At 41.8% G+C, this 17,573-nt stretch carries 19 protein-coding genes; 9 read left to right on the top strand and 10 right to left on the bottom strand.

Annotation, left to right across the window (positions count from 1 at the left end):
• Positions 1 to 2 precede the first annotated feature (2 nt).
• The 10 genes from fliO to fliF all read right to left on the bottom strand — a co-directional run bounded on the left by fliO (position 3) and on the right by fliF (position 9,082).
• Positions 3 to 431: a flagellar biosynthetic protein FliO gene (gene fliO, locus JI723_RS12730; protein WP_337979420.1), complete on the bottom strand. Its 429-nt coding sequence runs from the start codon at positions 429 to 431 to the stop codon at positions 3 to 5.
• 16 nt (positions 432 to 447) lie between these two features.
• Complete coding sequence (fliN, locus tag JI723_RS12725; protein WP_070926085.1) at positions 448 to 864, bottom strand: flagellar motor switch protein FliN; 417 nt, start codon at positions 862 to 864, stop codon at positions 448 to 450.
• Complete coding sequence (gene fliM, locus JI723_RS12720; RefSeq protein WP_319068560.1) at positions 857 to 1,864, bottom strand: flagellar motor switch protein FliM; 1,008 nt, start codon at positions 1,862 to 1,864, stop codon at positions 857 to 859. The genes fliN and fliM overlap by 8 nt, the downstream gene beginning before the upstream one ends.
• Positions 1,865 to 1,869: 5 nt before the next feature.
• The gene (fliL, locus tag JI723_RS12715) at positions 1,870 to 2,352 is read right to left on the bottom strand and encodes a flagellar basal body-associated protein FliL (protein ID WP_070926089.1); all 483 of its coding nucleotides are present in this window, start codon (positions 2,350 to 2,352) and stop codon (positions 1,870 to 1,872) included.
• A gap of 162 nt (positions 2,353 to 2,514) precedes the next feature.
• Entirely contained in the window at positions 2,515 to 3,867 is a 1,353-nt protein-coding gene (locus JI723_RS12710) for a flagellar hook-length control protein FliK (protein ID WP_337979419.1), read from the bottom strand.
• Positions 3,868 to 4,311 carry a flagellar export protein FliJ gene (gene fliJ / locus JI723_RS12705; protein ID WP_070926093.1) on the bottom strand — a complete coding sequence of 148 codons (444 nt, stop codon included), beginning with the start codon at positions 4,309 to 4,311 and terminating at the stop codon, positions 3,868 to 3,870.
• Between the two features lie 11 nt (positions 4,312 to 4,322).
• Positions 4,323 to 5,687: a flagellar protein export ATPase FliI gene (gene fliI, locus JI723_RS12700; RefSeq protein ID WP_070926095.1), complete on the bottom strand. Its 1,365-nt coding sequence runs from the start codon at positions 5,685 to 5,687 to the stop codon at positions 4,323 to 4,325.
• Positions 5,684 to 6,415 (bottom strand): flagellar assembly protein FliH, encoded by a 732-nt coding sequence (gene fliH, locus JI723_RS12695; RefSeq protein WP_272579597.1) that lies wholly within the window; start codon positions 6,413 to 6,415, stop codon positions 5,684 to 5,686. The genes fliI and fliH overlap by 4 nt, the downstream gene beginning before the upstream one ends.
• Positions 6,408 to 7,400: a flagellar motor switch protein FliG gene (gene fliG / locus JI723_RS12690; protein WP_070926099.1), complete on the bottom strand. Its 993-nt coding sequence runs from the start codon at positions 7,398 to 7,400 to the stop codon at positions 6,408 to 6,410. Before fliG ends, fliH begins: the two co-directional genes overlap by 8 nt.
• Positions 7,397 to 9,082, bottom strand: coding sequence for a flagellar basal-body MS-ring/collar protein FliF (gene fliF, locus JI723_RS12685; protein ID WP_319068555.1), 1,686 nt, complete (start codon positions 9,080 to 9,082; stop codon positions 7,397 to 7,399). Before fliF ends, fliG begins: the two co-directional genes overlap by 4 nt.
• Positions 9,083 to 9,322: 240 nt before the next feature.
• Between fliF and fliE the strand changes: the two genes are divergently transcribed.
• From fliE to JI723_RS12640, 9 genes are all read left to right on the top strand, one after another.
• Positions 9,323 to 9,634 (top strand): flagellar hook-basal body complex protein FliE, encoded by a 312-nt coding sequence (fliE, locus tag JI723_RS12680; protein WP_070926102.1) that lies wholly within the window; start codon positions 9,323 to 9,325, stop codon positions 9,632 to 9,634.
• Positions 9,635 to 10,840: 1,206 nt separating this feature from the next.
• On the top strand, positions 10,841 to 11,125 hold the full coding sequence (locus JI723_RS12675) for a helix-turn-helix domain-containing protein (protein ID WP_070926103.1): 285 nt from the start codon (positions 10,841 to 10,843) through the stop codon (positions 11,123 to 11,125).
• A gap of 225 nt (positions 11,126 to 11,350) precedes the next feature.
• Positions 11,351 to 11,902, top strand: coding sequence for a fimbrial protein (locus JI723_RS12670; RefSeq protein ID WP_070926105.1), 552 nt, complete (start codon positions 11,351 to 11,353; stop codon positions 11,900 to 11,902).
• A gap of 212 nt (positions 11,903 to 12,114) precedes the next feature.
• Entirely contained in the window at positions 12,115 to 12,693 is a 579-nt protein-coding gene (locus tag JI723_RS12665) for a fimbrial protein (protein WP_140183160.1), read from the top strand.
• 58 nt (positions 12,694 to 12,751) lie between these two features.
• On the top strand, positions 12,752 to 15,289 hold the full coding sequence (locus JI723_RS12660) for a fimbria/pilus outer membrane usher protein (protein ID WP_272579600.1): 2,538 nt from the start codon (positions 12,752 to 12,754) through the stop codon (positions 15,287 to 15,289).
• Positions 15,290 to 15,317: 28 nt separating this feature from the next.
• On the top strand, positions 15,318 to 16,049 hold the full coding sequence (locus JI723_RS12655; RefSeq protein ID WP_070926109.1) for a fimbrial biogenesis chaperone: 732 nt from the start codon (positions 15,318 to 15,320) through the stop codon (positions 16,047 to 16,049).
• A gap of 30 nt (positions 16,050 to 16,079) precedes the next feature.
• A complete protein-coding gene (locus JI723_RS12650; protein ID WP_337979418.1) occupies positions 16,080 to 16,508 on the top strand; it encodes a fimbrial protein in 429 nt (142 codons plus the stop codon).
• A complete protein-coding gene (locus tag JI723_RS12645; RefSeq protein WP_140183162.1) occupies positions 16,501 to 17,034 on the top strand; it encodes a fimbrial protein in 534 nt (177 codons plus the stop codon). The genes JI723_RS12650 and JI723_RS12645 overlap by 8 nt, the downstream gene beginning before the upstream one ends.
• The gene (locus JI723_RS12640) at positions 17,034 to 17,567 is read left to right on the top strand and encodes a fimbrial protein (RefSeq protein ID WP_272579601.1); all 534 of its coding nucleotides are present in this window, start codon (positions 17,034 to 17,036) and stop codon (positions 17,565 to 17,567) included. Before JI723_RS12645 ends, JI723_RS12640 begins: the two co-directional genes overlap by 1 nt.
• Positions 17,568 to 17,573 lie beyond the last annotated feature (6 nt).

Below are 17,573 nucleotides of genomic sequence, written 5' to 3'. Positions count from 1 at the left end.
AATTATTGGTAATTTGTTATTTTGGAGGCCACTTGCTCAACTGTATCTTGTTTTTTCTTGAACACAGATTGAAATGTCAGCGGCTCAGGGACCGATGTAAGTGGTTTTTTATTCACCGCTGGGCATTGATGCAGTAAATTCACAGATTGTGCAGTCACGCCTAGCACCAGCCATTCATTATTCATTTCTACCACAACTACACGTTCTTTGTTGCCAAGTGAACAGCTACTTTTCACTTTTAATAATTGGCTTTTACCTAATTGTTTAGGGGCGAGACCGAGTTTTTTCACTAACCATGAACCAGCCAGTATTAACAAGATGATCCCACCTAATGCCCCTGATATTTGCATTAAGCTATGACTATTACTGAGGGCGGGGATCGCCTGACCGCTTGGTTGTTCGGTTTGGCTAATAAATGGAGTCGTTTTCATATCAGTCTCTAACCTATTAACGGCTTAAACGGCGCATGCGTTCTGACGGTGTAATGATATCGGTAATACGGATACCATAGTTGTCAGAGACTACCACCACTTCACCTTGAGCAATCAAATAGCCATTAATCAAAATATCTAATGGCTCACCAGCAAGTCCATCAAGAGAAACCACTGAGCCTTGTGAAAGGCTTAATAGTTTTTTGATAGTCATTTTAGTGCGACCCAATTCGACAGATAGACGAACTGGGATATCCATAATTAAATTAATATCAGAAAGCTGATCAAGCGTATTTTGCCCATCTAAACTTGCAAACGCCTGTGCACTGGCTGAGGAGGATCCCGCTTTCTTTTGTTGCTCCAACGCTTCAGCCCATAAATCTTCACTGTCGTGATTGGTTGATGCATCAGGAGAGTTATTCGCCTCACTCATTGGTACTTTCCTCATCTAGAGTGTTTAAAACAGGGTTAATCAAATGTTCTACACGCAATGCATATTGACCATTTTGAGTGCCATATTGGCTCGTCAATACGGGCACACCATCAACACTGACCATTAATCGGTCAGGTTTATCGATAGGGATCACATCCCCTTTTTGCAGTTGCAGTAAGCGAGATATCCGTAATGGGATATCGACAAAATTGGCGACAAGTTCTAACTCTGAGCGTTTAACTTGCGTGACTAAATTACTGACCCATGCTTCATTTTCTTGGTGGCCTTGTTCTACGGGGGGATTAATTAACCGCTCACGCAGTGGCTCAATCATAGCGATAGGGATACAAATACTGAATTCACCAATGGTATTGCCGATTTCCACTAAAAAAGGTGTGGTAACGACGATGTCATTTGGAGATGTGGTGATATTGGTGAATTTTACTTGCATTTCTGAGCGCACATATTCCACATCGATATCTGCTATTGGCTTCCAAGCTTCACGATAGGCACCCAAAGCGAGTTTCAACATCCTATTAATAATACGCTGTTCAGTATTGGTGAATTCTTTACCTTCAGAGCGAACAGGGAAGCGGCCATCGCCACCAAATAGGTTATCGACTGCGATATACACCAACGCGGGTTCAAATGTGAACAGCGCCGTGCCACGTAATGGTGGCATATGGATCAAGTTCAAGTTAGTTGGAACAGGTAAATTACGAGCAAATTCATGATAAGGCTCGATTTTAATGCCACCTACCGTAATGTCTGGACTACGGCGCAGCATATTAAACAATCCCATACGAAACTGACGTGCAAATCGCTCATTGATGATTTCAAGTGATTGCATACGCTCGCGAATAACACGGCGCTGTGTATTCGGATCATAAGGACGAACGTGTTCTTTGTCTTTGGATGGTGTCGCTGATTGGTTCGATGATGGTGCATCATCATTGAGCAACGCATCGATTTCAGCCTGAGATAAAATATTATCGCTCATCTGAATTACCGCAAAATAAAGGTCGTGAATAATACGTCTGAAATATCTTGTCCTGACTCTCCCGGGATCAGCGTCGGTGAAAGAGTTTCTTTAATGGCTTGCATCAACTGTAGTTTCCCTTCATGGGTACTGAGTGTTTTCGGTTTTTGTTCAGACAACAGTAATAACAAGCGGCTGCGAACTTCAGGCAAGTATTCGTGAAGTTGCTTACGTGATTTTTCATTGGCGAGCCGTAAGGTCACATTGATATATAAAACGCGATCAGGTGATTCATTCAAGCCAGGTAGATTTACGGTGAAGGGCTCTAAATCCATAAAGATGGGTTGAGGCATATTGATGCGTTTTTCATCTTCATTGACTGGGTTTGCCGTCTGCTGTGTTGTCCACCATGTGTAACCGCCAAAACTTGCACCAGCGATGGCAAGAAGGGCAAAGAGTATCATTAGCCCTTTATTTGAATTTTTAGATGAATTGCTTGAAGACGGCATGTTAGCAAAATTCCTATTGATAAAAACTAAACCCAATTAGGGTTTTACTTTGTAATCTTTAGCATTATGGCTTGATTGAGCCAGTCTAAAGGGGGGAAAAACGAAACAAAAAGGGGGTAACTCGGCGCTTTAGTTACGAAATCACCACCTATTGTTTGAAAATCAAGCGAATGTATCAATGCCACCTCGTGCACGAGTCACTGGTTGAGCTGATGGAGTCAATGATGACTCACTGCTAGCGATACCGACTAAAGTTGCACTGGAGGAGGGGAAACTTTGTTGATGGTCGGTTTGCTTGTTTGAACCTGATTGGCCATTAGGGGTGTCTTGTCCTACAGAGCCCTGTGCTAGGTGAATGCCACTTTCTTGGAGTGCGTTACGCAATATTGGCATCATGCTTTCCATTGCTGCGCGAACATGGCTATGAGGTGAAACAAAATGCATTACCGCTTGGTTATCTTCTATGCGTAAATGGACATTTAGGGAACCAAGATCTTCAGGGTGTAAGCGAATTTGTGCCTGTGAAATACCTTGGCGTGAAAAAAATAGCATATGTTGATTAATTTGCTGCTGCCATGCTTCACTGCCGAGTGGTACTCCCGGTTGCATGGGTATCATCGGTGTATTGGTGCTGACAGTGTGTGTGGCGGTAGGTGTCGGCATCATACTGACTGTATGTGCAGAGGCCGATTGAGTTGACGTAGGTTGTAGTAGAGAGTTATCGACAGAAGAGGTGAAGGCACTCTTCAGATTGCCCGTATTTTCTCCATTGCTGATCGCTTGGGATACTGAGAATGTTTCCCTCTCTATGCTCTTTTTATTTAGTGGCATAAAGTCAGGAGATAAATCTTTCACGACAATTTTTTTGCTTTCATTCAACGGTAATAAAGGCTGATCTTTGCGCTCTTCTTTTTCATTTTTAATAAAAGCAGTTAAGTGTGCAGGTTGGTCTTTATTATCAAGATCGGTGAGTCGTATCGGTGCGCGCAGTTCACTATCTTCTTCAGATTGCACTGTAGCGGCAAATGAGGCATTAAGTTGTACTGATTTTTCAGCAAAAGGAATAAGGGCCATTTGTTTGCCATCAGCAAACTGCGTTGAAGCGGATATGAATGTTTTACTGTCGTCTGTCACTTTTAAATTATTTAGCCAAGTCTGCTCTAGGCTATCTGTTTGATTAAGTAGCTGTGTTTGTAATACGGGGTGTTCACCGTCATGACGTAAAGTTCGACTGTAATTCATCTGATCAATGGCATGCTCAGCTTGCTGCTTAGTTGTTGGTTGTGGCGAGTTTTCCGTTTGTACTGTGTCAGCAGCTGTATGGGATGTTTTGTTAGCAGTAAGATCATTGGTGTTTGTAGGTTTTTGAACCGGTTGCTGGTTATCAAGAACTGCTTGGAAGGGCAATACTGGCACTTGATCGGCATCTAAACGCGGATCATTTTGTTGATTATGACTGTTTTTTAGCCCCGTAGATGAAGAAATTGCGGGGGCGTTAGGCGTATTGACATCCATTTATTGGTTTCTCCGTAACGTTGCACGTTGAGCAAATTCATCCATCTGTTTTTGCTCTAAACGGTTTAATCGCTGGTTTTTACTGTGTTCGGCACGTTGAATTAAGGTATCGAACGCATTCACTCTTTGTTGTTTTTCTTGCCAATGGCGATTAGCTTCACTCACGCGTTGTTCCCATAACGTTAGCTGTTGCTGTTGTTGCTCAATGGTGAGTTCTAATGTGACTAAAAATTGTTGATAGTTCTGCCATTTATCAGCATCGATTCCACTGTGTAATGTTTGATTGAGTTTTTGGCGATACTCAGTTTGATAATTTTCTAGCATGTTGAGTTGTTGAGACATTTGTACTTGCGTTTGTCTAACTTGAGCCAACACTTTTGCCGCTTCGTCGGAAGCTTCTACGGCTAAATTTAGTAATGTTGTTAACGCATTATTGTTACTCATCTCACCCCTCATTATTCATTGGGAATCGCATGAACTAATTGCTCACAAGCCGTTTGATAATCACAACGCTCATCAATGTCTTGCTGTAAAAATGTCGACATACGTGGGTAATATTGGATTGCCATATCTAACATGGGATCACTGCCTGCTGCATAAGCGCCGACATTAATCAAATCGCGGTTGCGTTGATAACTGGAGGTGAGTTGTTTAAACCGTTGGATCAAACGATAGTGTTGCTTATCAATGAGCTCAGTCATGGCACGGCTAATTGAAGCCTCAATATCGATAGCGGGGTAGTGGCCTGATTCGGCAAGCGCTCTCGATAACACAATATGACCATCTAAGATAGCGCGTGCAGAGTCGGCAATCGGATCTTGTTGGTCATCACCTTCTGTGAGTACGGTATAAAAAGCGGTGATCGAGCCTCCGTTTTTGCCATTACCGGCACGTTCAACCAATGCAGGCAATTTTGCAAATACAGAGGGGGGATAGCCTTTTGTTGCAGGTGGTTCGCCAATTGCGAGTGCGATTTCACGCTGTGCCATGCTGTAACGAGTGAGTGAGTCCATTATCAGCAGTACGTTTTTACCAAGATCGCGGAAGTATTCGGCGATACGTGTGGCATAAGAGGCCCCTTGCATACGTAGTAAGGGGGAAACGTCAGCAGGGGCGGCTACTACGACTGCACGTTGTAATCCTTCGGCACCTAAAATATTTTCAATAAAATCTTTAACTTCACGGCCTCGCTCACCAATTAGGCCAACCACAATGATGTCAGCTTGCGTGAAGCGAGCCATCATGCCAAGTAACACACTTTTACCCACCCCTGAGCCGGCAAAGAGCCCCATACGTTGGCCACGGCCTACGGTGAGAAGCGCATTAATAGCGCGAACGCCAACATCCAGTACGCTATTAATCGGTGTTCTTTCAAGTGGATTAATTGGTGGCGTGATTAATGGTGCGCGATGTTTAACATCTAATGGGCCTTTACCATCAAGTGGTGTGCCTTGTGCATCAAGGATCCTGCCCAGTAATTCATCACCGAGTGGTAACAGGCGGCTAGTTTGGCCGTCATCGCCGGTAGTTTGTGCATAAACACGAGCACCCGGTGCAATTCCTTCGAGATCAGCCAGTGGCATTAATAGCATACGTGCGCCATTAAAGCCGACGACTTCACATACTACTTCATCATGACGACCATTAATCGCACGTTCGATAAAACAGGTCGCTCCTAATGGCATTTTAATGCCTTCTGCTTCCATCACTAAACCGGTGATCTTAGTGAGGCGACCATAATGGCGTGTCATTGGGATCCCTTTCATCCGGGATTCCAAATCATCCAGTGTTGCTATCCAGCGACCCATTCTCACGGTCATGACAAAGTCTCCGGCGCATAAAGGCGGCACAATTCTTGCCAACGTGTCGCGACGGTCATATCGGTTTCGCCATCTTCAGCGACGACACGGCAACCACCGAGGTGTAGCTTAGGATCGGCAACTAAACGCCAACCATTAAGGCTTAATAATGAACCTAAATGTTGCTCAATCAGCTCTATGTGAGCAGGGTTGACATGTAGCTCAGGCTGGCCTGAGAAAATGGGTTTTTGTTGTAATAAATGGCTGATTTCTTCTAGTAGCGCTGTGCCATCACAAATAGTTGATTGACCTAATACTTGTTTAGCGGCAGTTAAGGCAATTTGCAGCAACTTAGTGGTGATGACGGTATCGAAACTATCAATTGAATAATTAAACTCGGACAGTAATTTTTGCCAAGTTTCAATGATTGGCTGTTCTTGCGCGAGAGCTTGTTGGCGACCTTGTTCTTCACCTGCACGTAACCCTTGCTCAAAACCTGCTTGATAACCTTCTTTTTGTCCAAGTTCATGGCCTTGTTGGTAACCTGAACGTTGGGCTTCTTCTTTTAAGTTATCCAATAGATTGATTTGCTCAAGTACCTCTTGCGGCTCAAGACAGGGAACTTTCGGTTTATCAGGCTCTGGTAGGTCATCCAATGAAGGAATAGCTGGGGAATTGAGATCCCATTGATTCAATTCACGCAGTTGCCAAGGTTTCCATGATTGTTGATCGATTGGTGATTTAGACATAGACATCGTCTCCACCACCAATGCTGATTTCGCCTTTTTCTGCTAAACGACGCACTATCATCAAGATCGCTTTTTGCTCGGTTTCTACTTGTGACATACGGACAGGTGAACGGGACTCCAAATCATCGCGAACGATTTCAGCAGCACGTACCGCCATATTGTTAAGGAAGTGGTCGCGTAGTGCTTGATTACTGCCTTTAAGGGCAATAACCAACGAATCGTTGGCAACTTCTTGTAGAATACGTTGAATGCTGCGATTGTCGACCTCAATAAGATTTTCGAATAGAAACATTTCGTCGATAATGCGTTGTGCCAATTCGCCATCGTAGTCACGCATTGCATCAATCACGCTTTCTTCTTGTTGATTTTTCATTAGATTGATGATTTCAGCCGCGGTTCTTACGCCACCCATTTTGCTGCGTTTGAGGTTTTGGCCATCCAATAAGTTATTAAGAACTTCGGTAAGCTCGGCCAAGGCTGCGGGTTGTACACCACCAAAGGTCGCGATACGTAGCATGATGTCATTACGTTGGCGCTCGTCAAACAGCTCTAAAACATCGGCAGCAAGGTTGCGTTTTAAGTGAACCAATATCGTGGCGATAATTTGTGGATGTTCATCACGAATAATATCGGCCACGGTTTGCGGTTCCATGTAATTGAGACTTTCAATACCGGATGTACTTTCTTGTTTATCAAAGATATCTTCTAACAAGCTAGCCGCACGCTCTTCACCTAATGCTTTGATCAGCACTGAACGTAGATAATCATTGGTATTAATATTGAGTGCTGCAAATTGAATGGCGGATTCTTCAAACTCAGTGAGTACCTCAGCCAGTTCATTATTTGAGATTTGGCGCATGTTAGAAACCGCCATACTCAGTTGTTGAACTTCTTTGGGATTCAGGTGTTTAAAGACCTCTGCGGCTTGATCTTCGCCGAGTGTCATTAGCATCACGGCACTTTTTTCGGTTCCTGTTAATATCATTGTGCTTTTCCTAACCACTGACGAATGACCATGGCAACCACTTGTGGGTCTTTCTCTGCCATTTCACGAATACGTTGACTTTGAATTTCAGCACTGACACGTTGGCGAGTCAGGCGACGACGTGTTTGTTCGTCCATATCTTCATTAATTTCTTCATCAACCACGAGCGGGGTTTTAGGTTGAGTCGTAACAAAGGTTTCGGCGGTCACTTGCGCTTGCTGTGATTGGCGGTATTTCACCCATTGTGGCTTGATACCGAAACGCCACATAAACCAAGCGATAATGGCGATTAAGAGGATCTTACCGTAATCCAATATTTGGGCGATAAGCTGTGGGTTTTCCAGCATCGAAGGTTGTTCTTCAACAACGGTTTCGTTGGTAAATAATGAGTTAGTGATGTTTAAAGAGTCTCCACGATCAACTGAATACCCCATTGCCTCACGGGTTAGCGCATCAATTTGCTTCATCATTTCTGGTGGTAATGGTTTCATTTGGACGCCATTTTCACCTTCTTGGGGTAAGTAATTGATGATCACTGCGACTGATAATCTATCAACAACACCTATCTGACGCTGAGTGTGACTAATTTTACGGTCGACCTCGTAATTAGTGGTTTCATCACTCTGTGAGTGGCTTGAACCATTACCCGACATATTATTTTTTTGGCTAGTTTGGTTGTTTTTATCCGTCGAAACAGGTGCTGATGGGGCGTTTGGTGGTTGGTTGGATAATGCTCCCGGCACACCACCTGTTCCACCATTGTTGTTTTGCATACTCTGGCTGTTTTGTCGTGAGCGAATTGCCGCACTTTCAGGTGTTTGATTCGGCTTATATTCTTCAGAGGTTTGCTCAACTTTAGAGAAATCCATTTGCGCTGTGACTTGTGCATGCACGTTGGCGCGACCGACTAATGGTGACAGGATATCTTCAATCCGTTGTTTGAGATGGGATTCCATCTCTTTAGTCATTTTTATTTGTGCGCTATTAGCCGATTGTTGACTGTTATCATTGTTAGTCAGTAAACGACCTGTTTGATCGACAATCGTCACATTTGCAGCGGTTAAACCTGAAACGCTACTGGAGACCATATGGACAATTGCTGTGATTTGACTTTCATCTAACATGCGTCCCGGTAGTAATCCTACGGTGACTGAGGCTGTCGGGAGCTTTTGTTCACGAACAAATAAAGTGGGTTTTGGGATGGCCAAATGAACACGTGCGTTTTGGACAGGGCTCAGCGATTCAATGGTGCGTGATAATTCACCTTCCAATGCACGTTGGTAGTTAACTTGTTCGCTAAATTGGCTGATACCAAACTGTTCTTTATCTAACAGTTCGAAACCCGTATTGCCTCCTTTAGGCAATCCAGATTGCGCTAATTTAAGACGTAGTTCATGAACTTTATCCGCGGGTACCAAAATTGCACTACCATTATCAGCGATTTGATAAGGTACGTTCATTTGTGTTAATTGGCTGACTATATCACCACCGTCTTTGGCACTGAGGTTACTAAGAAGTACTCGATAGTCAGGACTGCGTAGCCAAAGAAGTAGGGCGACAACAACCGCAATCGCCGCAGCACCAGCAATCATTAGTGGAATTTTTGGGGATGATTTGAGGCGCGTAGCAATAGATGCAAACCCTTTTGAAACCTCTCCCGTTTCTTTAGATGCGGCACTCATAGATATTCCTTGCCTTGCAAAATCAACAGATGAAAACACTTTTGGCGAAACAATGTTATTCCCTCTTCGTCACGTCACTTTTTTACGTTGCTATTATTGATGACTCTAATAAATCTAATGACGGAATCAGCCTATAAATTTGGTGTTATTTATCGGCTTCAAGTTAAAAAGCCTGTGCTAGGGTAAGTATGCCTAACTAGAATGCGATGACCGTTCGCCTATGAAATTGAAGAGAAATACATGACTATTCAAGCTATTGAAGGGGTGCTATCACAGCTGCAAGCGACTGCTACCCAAGCCGCCAATCACAGCAAACCTATTATTGAGCCTGTAGGATTTGCGGATCATCTTGTGTCAGCTGTGGAGCAAATTAATGACGTCAGAAACCACTCGGCGAAACAGATCGAAGATTTTACCTTGGGGAAAGAGAATGTATCGCTCAATGATGTCATGGTGGATATGCAAAAGGCCAGCTTGAGCTTGCAGATGGGGATCCAAGTACGTAATAAGTTGGTGGCGGCATATCAAGAGGTGATGTCTATACCTGTGTAATTGGTTTACCCATTTGAATATAATGAATTAATTGCCTTATTATTGCTTTCTTGGAGCAGTGATAGGGCATTATTCATTTAAAATATCAGTTTAGCTAACATCGTTTTCGGCTATCCACTTACTATATACATTGTGAACCATTTTTGATGAGATCTTATCCGTTCATCATTAGCAGATTTGAGCGATAGTATTGGGTTTTAATAAAATAAACGTTCACGAAGGTTCGCGGGTTGTTGTTGCTCAATTTCAATATCAATAATCGGTTTACTGGGTCTTTTGGTCGTTCTGCTAGATTGTGCATATTGGCTAAATTTATGAAAGAACAAAATCAGTAATGAGAGATTATTAATATAGAACAAGGTGTTAATTAAAGTTAATTTTTTCTAGACGTTTTTTATTAATCAAAGTAGGGGATTAGACTTTGATTGAGAGGGGCGGTTTTTAGTTAGAGTTCTGCACTTTTAACTGAAATGAAAAATAGAGGAGGAATGCAATTAATAGAATCTGTATATGAAATGAATGATGGTGAGGCTAAAGAGAGAGATGATAATAGCATTTTTTGTTGTATAGCTTAAGACATTAAATTTAACAGTAAAGAGTTAATACTCATTAAATGGAATTTTTATTTACCTACGTTATAGTTAAGATGAATTATCTATTTTTTCTCTAATACTTCTTGTTCAATACGTTACGCATGCCTCTCAATTACTAATTAATTGATTTTTAATTAATAATATTTTTGGTTGCTCATATGTTTAAATTAACAGTGATTATGTTTTTTTAAAAAAGGAAATGTATTTTCAAAGTAAACTATATCAAAAAAATTAAATTTGTAACAAAATGAAAATATCGTTAATTATATTAACATACACCAAATATGAATAACCCATAATAAGAGTATTTCAAATACCCATATTATGGGTTATTTTCTCAATGTTTTGATATTATTGGCTTAAATTAAACGATATATTGCATATAACGATCAATAATTTATTTTTGATAGTTATTTTCTATTAAAATTTTAAGATCGATCGTTATAAACGTATTTACTCTCTAGGTGGTTAATCCTATATTCAACTCCAGTTAGGTGTTTTTTCGGTTTTAAAGTAACAGTTTTTTTAATTTTTATCTTATTACAGAGTCATTTTTTAAGAGTAATAAGATACTAAGATAAATTGAGTAAATTATTTATTGTTGGTTTATATTATGACAAAAAATAAAGAGTTATTACGAAAGGAGATTGGAAGCTTTTTAAAAAAAGCAAGAAAGAATCAATCTCTCACAGGACATCAATTGGGCAGATTAATGCAGGTTAGTCAGCAACAAATTTCGCGCTATGAACGAGGCGAATCCGGCATTAATATTGAAACTCTCGATGTTATGCTCGATATTTTAGGGAAAAGCTGGTCAGAATTTTTTTTCTCCGTCATGATTAATTATTCAGATGATATGATGGAAATGAGAATACAGGAAAGAAAGCACTTTCTATAGAAGTTTACTTTTCTATTTAATAATGAGTATGAAAAAATATTCTATAGGCTATTTATAGCCTATAGGATCGACTATCTCGCTTAGCGATAAATAAGGGACTTAAATAGCAACAGGATGATGCTGTTATTAATGATGTAACTTTTACGTTTCAAAAAAAATGAAATTAACACCTTTATTTAAAAGGTGAATGGTTTCTATTGTCTTTTTACTAGAAAGGAAAAATAAATGAAATTAACTAAATTAGCGATTGCAACTGTATTTGCGGCATCTGTTGTTCCATTCAGCTCAATGGCCGATAACACAGGGACAATTAACTTTGTGGGCTCTGTTGTTAACACACCTTGTAATATTGAGCAGTCTTCTCTGAAACAAACTGTTGATTTTGGGCAGCTGTCACGTAAGGCTCTGGAAAGTGGTAAAGCGGCGGAAGCGGATTTCGATATCAAATTTACAGGCTGTGATTTTGCTAACTTTGGCAAAGATACTGAAGGTAAACCTGTAGCAGTGAAATCAATGGAATTGGTATTTACTGGCCAAACTTATGCAGATAAAGACAATACATTGTTGGCAACTTCAGCAGGAAATGCAAACAACCTTGGTATTTTGATCGACGGTTTCGAGTTCGGTAAAGCGACCGACGTATTACCTCGTATTGCAAACCAAACTGGTGATAACACATTAACTTTCAAGGCACTAGCTAAAGCAGTTGATACAACTAAAGATGTGGCTGAAGGTAAATTCAGTGCTATCTCTAACTTCCGTATCACATATCAATAAGTCGATAAATTGACCGCCAGCGAACACTGGCGGCCAATCTTGCTCACGAAGAGGGGCAAACGGTAATTTCTCCCTCTTCGTATTTCAATTGAAAATCAATAAATTGATTTTCTTCGAATATTTAACAACCTCTAGTGACTGCCGTCAAACAGTTTTTGTTTGTTAACAGTCAGATTACGGGCGGATTTTTGATGCCTGTTAGGGAGAGATGGGTGGCTGTTTATCAACATGTTGGTCTGCAAATAACAGGGATCTTATTTTCGCTTATCTTTGGTGGTACACCAGTTTTTGCCGCGAAAGAGGTGGGTATGCGCCATGAAGGGGTGACTCAACTTGTTGGCAGTGTGATCTCGACGCCATGTTCGATTGTGATGTCAAATCGTTATCAAACGGTCGATTTTTCATCTTTAACGATGACCAAGCTTTCAACGGCGGTAGAACGAGAACAACAAACTCGGCCATTTGATATTGAGCTTCGTGATTGTGGCAGTGTGTATAGCACTATTGATAGCAAAACATGGACGATACGTTTTGATGGGCAAGGAGCTGACAATATCCATGCATTTGTCTTACAAGGGCCTTCCCAAGGTTTGGGAGTCTCTGTGCTTGATAACACGAAAAATATCTTGATACCTGGAGAAAGCTACCCTTTGTTTAAGAGTGTGTTACGGCAAGGTAAATCAGGGCAAACCCTCTTTTTACGTTATTTTTTACGGCTAGAACTGACCGGGAAACCGTTACAAGCAGGAAGTTATCAGGGGTTAGTTCGTTTTTTTATCGATTATCAATAAAGCATAGAAACACTTCTTCAATAATAACATTGAGGACGGCATTTTTGTTGTCTTTGGGATGGTACAGAGCATGATGTTCAAACTTAGCAAAATAAGGCTGGCCGTTTTATTGGCGGTGAGCGTCAGTGCATGCACGGCGTATGCAACAGAATTCAATACGGATGTATTGGATGCAGAAGATATGCAAAACGTGGATATGAGCCAATTTTCTGTTGCCGGTTATGTGCCTCCCGGAAACTATGTATTAACTGTTTTTGTTAACGGGCAGCGCTTAGGCGCACCTCGTGATATTGCGGTTCTTGAACAAAATGACCAGCACCAAGCAATTTGTATACCGGCTAATTTATTGGATCTGATTGGTTTGAAAGATTCGGCAAAAGAAAAAGTCACGACTTACGATGATGGCCAGTGCCTTGATCTTTCCGCATTAAAAGGTATGCAATCGATAATTGAATTGCCTACGCTATCACTGAAAATTACTATTCCACAATTATGGATGGAATACCGTGATCCTAACTGGGTCCCGCCTGCATTATGGGAAGAAGGGATTAATGGGGCTTTTGTTGATTACAACGCGAATGTTTCGGTGACCGAAGAGAACAAAGGCAACAAGCGTACTTATTTATCTGCTAATGGTACGGCGGGTATTAACCTCGGTGCTTGGCGTTTACGTGGCGACTATAACGCAACCTATCAAAAGCAGCACGGCGGCAGCAACCCACAAGAAACGCATAATTTTGATTTTAGCCGATTGTATGCGTTTACGTCCTTGAAGAAACTTGCCTCCATTTTAACCATTGGTGAAAACTACTTCTATTCCGATGTATTTGAGTCATGGCAATACACAGGCCTTTCCTTAGAAAGTGACGACCGTATGTTACCGCCTAAATTGGTAGGTTATGCACCAGAAATTATTGGTGTGGCAAATACCAATGCTACGGTCATTGTGCGTAGCCAAGATCGAATTATTTTAGAAACTACGGTACCACCGGGCCCATTCCGTATTCAGACGTTAGACAGTGGTGTACGTGGTGTACTTGATGTGACGGTGCGTGAAGAAAATGGTGAAGAGAAAAAATTTAGCCTCAGTACGGCCTCGCTGCCTTATTTAACCCGTCCCGGACGCATTATTTATAAGTTAGTTGCTGGTAAAACGCGCTATGACGGCCATAACCTGACTGGTAAACCTGTGGTTGGTGGTGAATTGTCGTATGGTTTATCCAATGCATGGTCACTGTATGGGGGCTCGCAACTTAATGGTGATTACCAAACTGCGGCGATTGGTATTGGTCGAGACTTGTTTGCTTTCGGTGCTTTGTCATTCGATATTACACAGTCTTTTGCCCATTTTACCAACCAAACTCTGCAAGGACGCTCATTTCGCCTCAACTATGCAAAGTCGTTTGATGCATTACGTACGGATATTACCTTCGCAGGCTACCGATTTGCGGATAGAAATTACCGCACACTCACTCAGTTTATGGATCAAGAACGCACAGGGTACGTGGTGCGAGCACCAAAAGAAAATTATCAAATTTATTTGAATAAGTATTTTGATAATTTCAATTTATCGCTGAATTATCAATACAGTACTTATTGGCAAGATAAGCCACAGACACAGTATGGATTATATGCCAGCACGAATATCAGTATTCCTGTGCTATCGCAACAAGATGCCAATATTTCATTATCGGCAACGCGTACTGAGCGTGATAACGGCTATAAAGATGATGCGATCAACCTGTATTTAACGATCCCTTTGTATAGCGGGCACAATATTACCTTTTCCGAGCTGTATTCGCGCGCCGGAGGTAATAACCAATATAACCATAGTGTTGGGTATAGCGGCTATAGCGACCGTGATAATTACAGCCTGAATGTTGGCTATAACCATGGACAAAATATGGAAAGTCAATCGAGTATCAGTGGCTATTATTCACGTGACTTATCGCAAGCTAACTTATCGGCGAACGCCAGTTATGTGCCGCAACAATACCGTAGTTTTGGGGCTTCAATTAACAGTGGGATCACTGCGACGGCTCACGGGGTCGCTTTACACCGTAGCGCGAATGGCGATACGCGTCTAATGATTGAAACACCGGGGGTGGGTGATGTGCCTCTAGATAGCGGTGTGATCAAAACTAACCGTTTTGGGCTTGCGGTTATTCCTAACGTGAATAGTTATCGTAAATCGACAGCATCGATTAACACCAGCCAGCTACCGGAGAATTTAGAAACATTGGAGTCAACGACGGATATCACCTTAACCAAAGGCGCGATTGGTTATCGCAGCTTATCGGTGATGAAAGGTGAAAAGCTATTTGCCATTTTATCGTTGAATAATGGTAAAAATCCGCCGTTTGGTGCCAGTGTACGTAATACCGATAATCGTGAATTAGGCATTGTTGGAGAGGATGGGGTGACGTGGTTGGTTGGTATTTCCCCTCAAGAGACACTCTCTGTTTATTGGGCCGGAGAAAAGCAATGTGAATTACGAATACCTGACAATATCACATCATTATCAAGCATGTTATTGCTGCCATGCTCTCCAGTCAGTCCTGCATTATCAACGGTTAATGCAACGCCAGCAAAATAATTTTTTAGTTCGTTTTATGAGGTCAATTATGTTGAATTTAGGTCATGGGTTATATCGTGTACTCGCAGGGGTTGCAGCATTAGTTTCAATCAGTGCTTACAGCGCCGTTACATTAGATAGAACTCGTATTATTTTTCCGGGCTCTGAAAAGTCAATTAACGTGACTATTTCGAATGATAATCCAGAAGAAGCTTACTTAGCGCAAAGTTGGATTGAGGACTTACAGGGTAATAAACTGACTAAAGGCGCAATTTTGGCAACTCCTCCATTACAGCGTGTTGAGCCTAATAGTACCAGTTTAGTGCGTTTAAGTACGACGCCTGAATTGAGCAAACTGCCACAAGACCGAGAGTCAGTGTTTTACTTCAATTTGCGTGAAGTACCGCCAAAATCTACCGATGGCAATACATTACAAATCGCGTTGCAATCACGAGTAAAACTGTTTTATCGCCCAAGTGCTATTTTAGCTGAGTCGGAAACAAAGTGGGCACATAAGGTCACATTAACCAAAACCGCAAAAGGTTATCGCATCAACAATAACACCCCCTTTAATTTAACCGTAATTGGGTTAGGAAATAGTAAAGCGGCCTCCGAACAAAATTCATTTGATGTCGTCATGGTGCCACCTAAGTCAGTACAAGATGTAGTGTCGCCAGCGTTATCCACACCGTATCTCACGTACATTAATGATTATGGCGGCAAGCCGACGCTGGCGTTTCGTTGCCAAGGTGATACATGCGCTGTTACGGGTGAACAGTAATTTCAAGGGTTTGGCTAACGGGGAAAGATGATGCTCAAACACAATATTTTCATGAGATTAACATGGTACAAAGCGGCATTACTCATTGCGTGCAGTGTATTCGGTCAATTGGCCAACGCTGAGCTCCCTGTGGCGAATACACCAGTAAATCAATCGGACTATGAACCGTTGCATCAAGGCCGAATACAAGTGAGTGCCACACTATTTAATGCTCCATGTAATTTAAGTCTAGATAAAACGTGGCGTTTAACAGGGTGTGGCGCGGGAAATGATTACCGAGAAATGAAATTATTTGATGCCACTGCTAATACGCCAGCAAGTATGCGATTTTATGATGTGCAACGCGATGTGTTTTCAGTGCGTTATCCGCTTTCATTGCTTAATGGGGATAATCCAATTCACCTGCCAATATTGATGAATGATCGGCATACATTGCGTTTAGAGGTGAGCTATGAATAAGGCTACGATGCATTTTTGGCTGCTTCCTGTGGTACTTCTAAGTTGTCCGCCTCAGACATGGGCAGCGAATAGCTTGGATGTTGAGTTTAGTGGCGAATTGGTCAGTACTGCATGCCAAGTAGCAGCGGAATCCATCAATAAAAAGATCACACTGTACAACTTACGTTGGCAATTTATTAATGAAAATACAACCAGTGCAGTGACGCCTTTTTCCATTGCCATTGATAAATGCAGTGAAACGGATTTGCAAAAAAGTATCAAACTGACTTGGAAAAGTCAGGAATTAGTCAACATTGGTGGTGATAGTTTTTTAACTACCAAAGGTGACAGTGGGGTGGTGCTAGGGATCATTGATCAAGATGAAAAACCTATTGTATGGAATCAACCCATGACTATTGGTGATGTCAATGTTGTTGAAGGTTTACAGCAATTCGACTTTGGTGTTTTTGTTCGCAAGCCAGCTACGGGTGAAGCCAAGATTGGCGATTTTTCCAGTATCGTGACCTTTAATGTGGAGTACGAATAGTGAATATACTCAAACAAATAAAAAAAACACTAGGGTTACTGTTATTGTTCGTCACATTAGAGAGTTCAGCTGACGTTTTAGTGGATGTTACCGCCACTATGGTCGATCCAGCTTGTAATATTCGTAGTGAGAACAGCAGTTCCCCCATGAAAATTGGTTTTGGCACACTTAACCCTGAAGCGCTGAGTAAGTCTGCGGTGGTGAAGGAGTTTTCACTTTATATTTCTGGTTGTAATTTCAATAACGCGTTAGCGATCGTGCTAAATCCTAAAGGAGGAAGCACCTTGTTATATAACGGAAAAAATATTCTCGCCACCAGTACCGATGGCTTAGGGATTGATTTTAAAGAAGTGACGGGTGGAACGGTGCGTGCGCTGGAAATGAGTAAAAAGCAACGAATCTATCCCGAACGGGTGGATGCGACATTATACCGTATGGATTTACAGGCGCAGTTAGTCAATGCGGTGCCAATCAATCAGTTGGTGCTGGGGAAATTTACTTCAACTGTCACCCTTGCTGTGACTTATAACTAGTAGGAT

This window comes from Providencia manganoxydans (assembly GCF_016618195.1).
Taxonomy (GTDB): Bacteria; Pseudomonadota; Gammaproteobacteria; order Enterobacterales; family Enterobacteriaceae; genus Providencia; species Providencia manganoxydans.
This window is presented reverse-complemented; position numbering and strand designations above follow the sequence as displayed.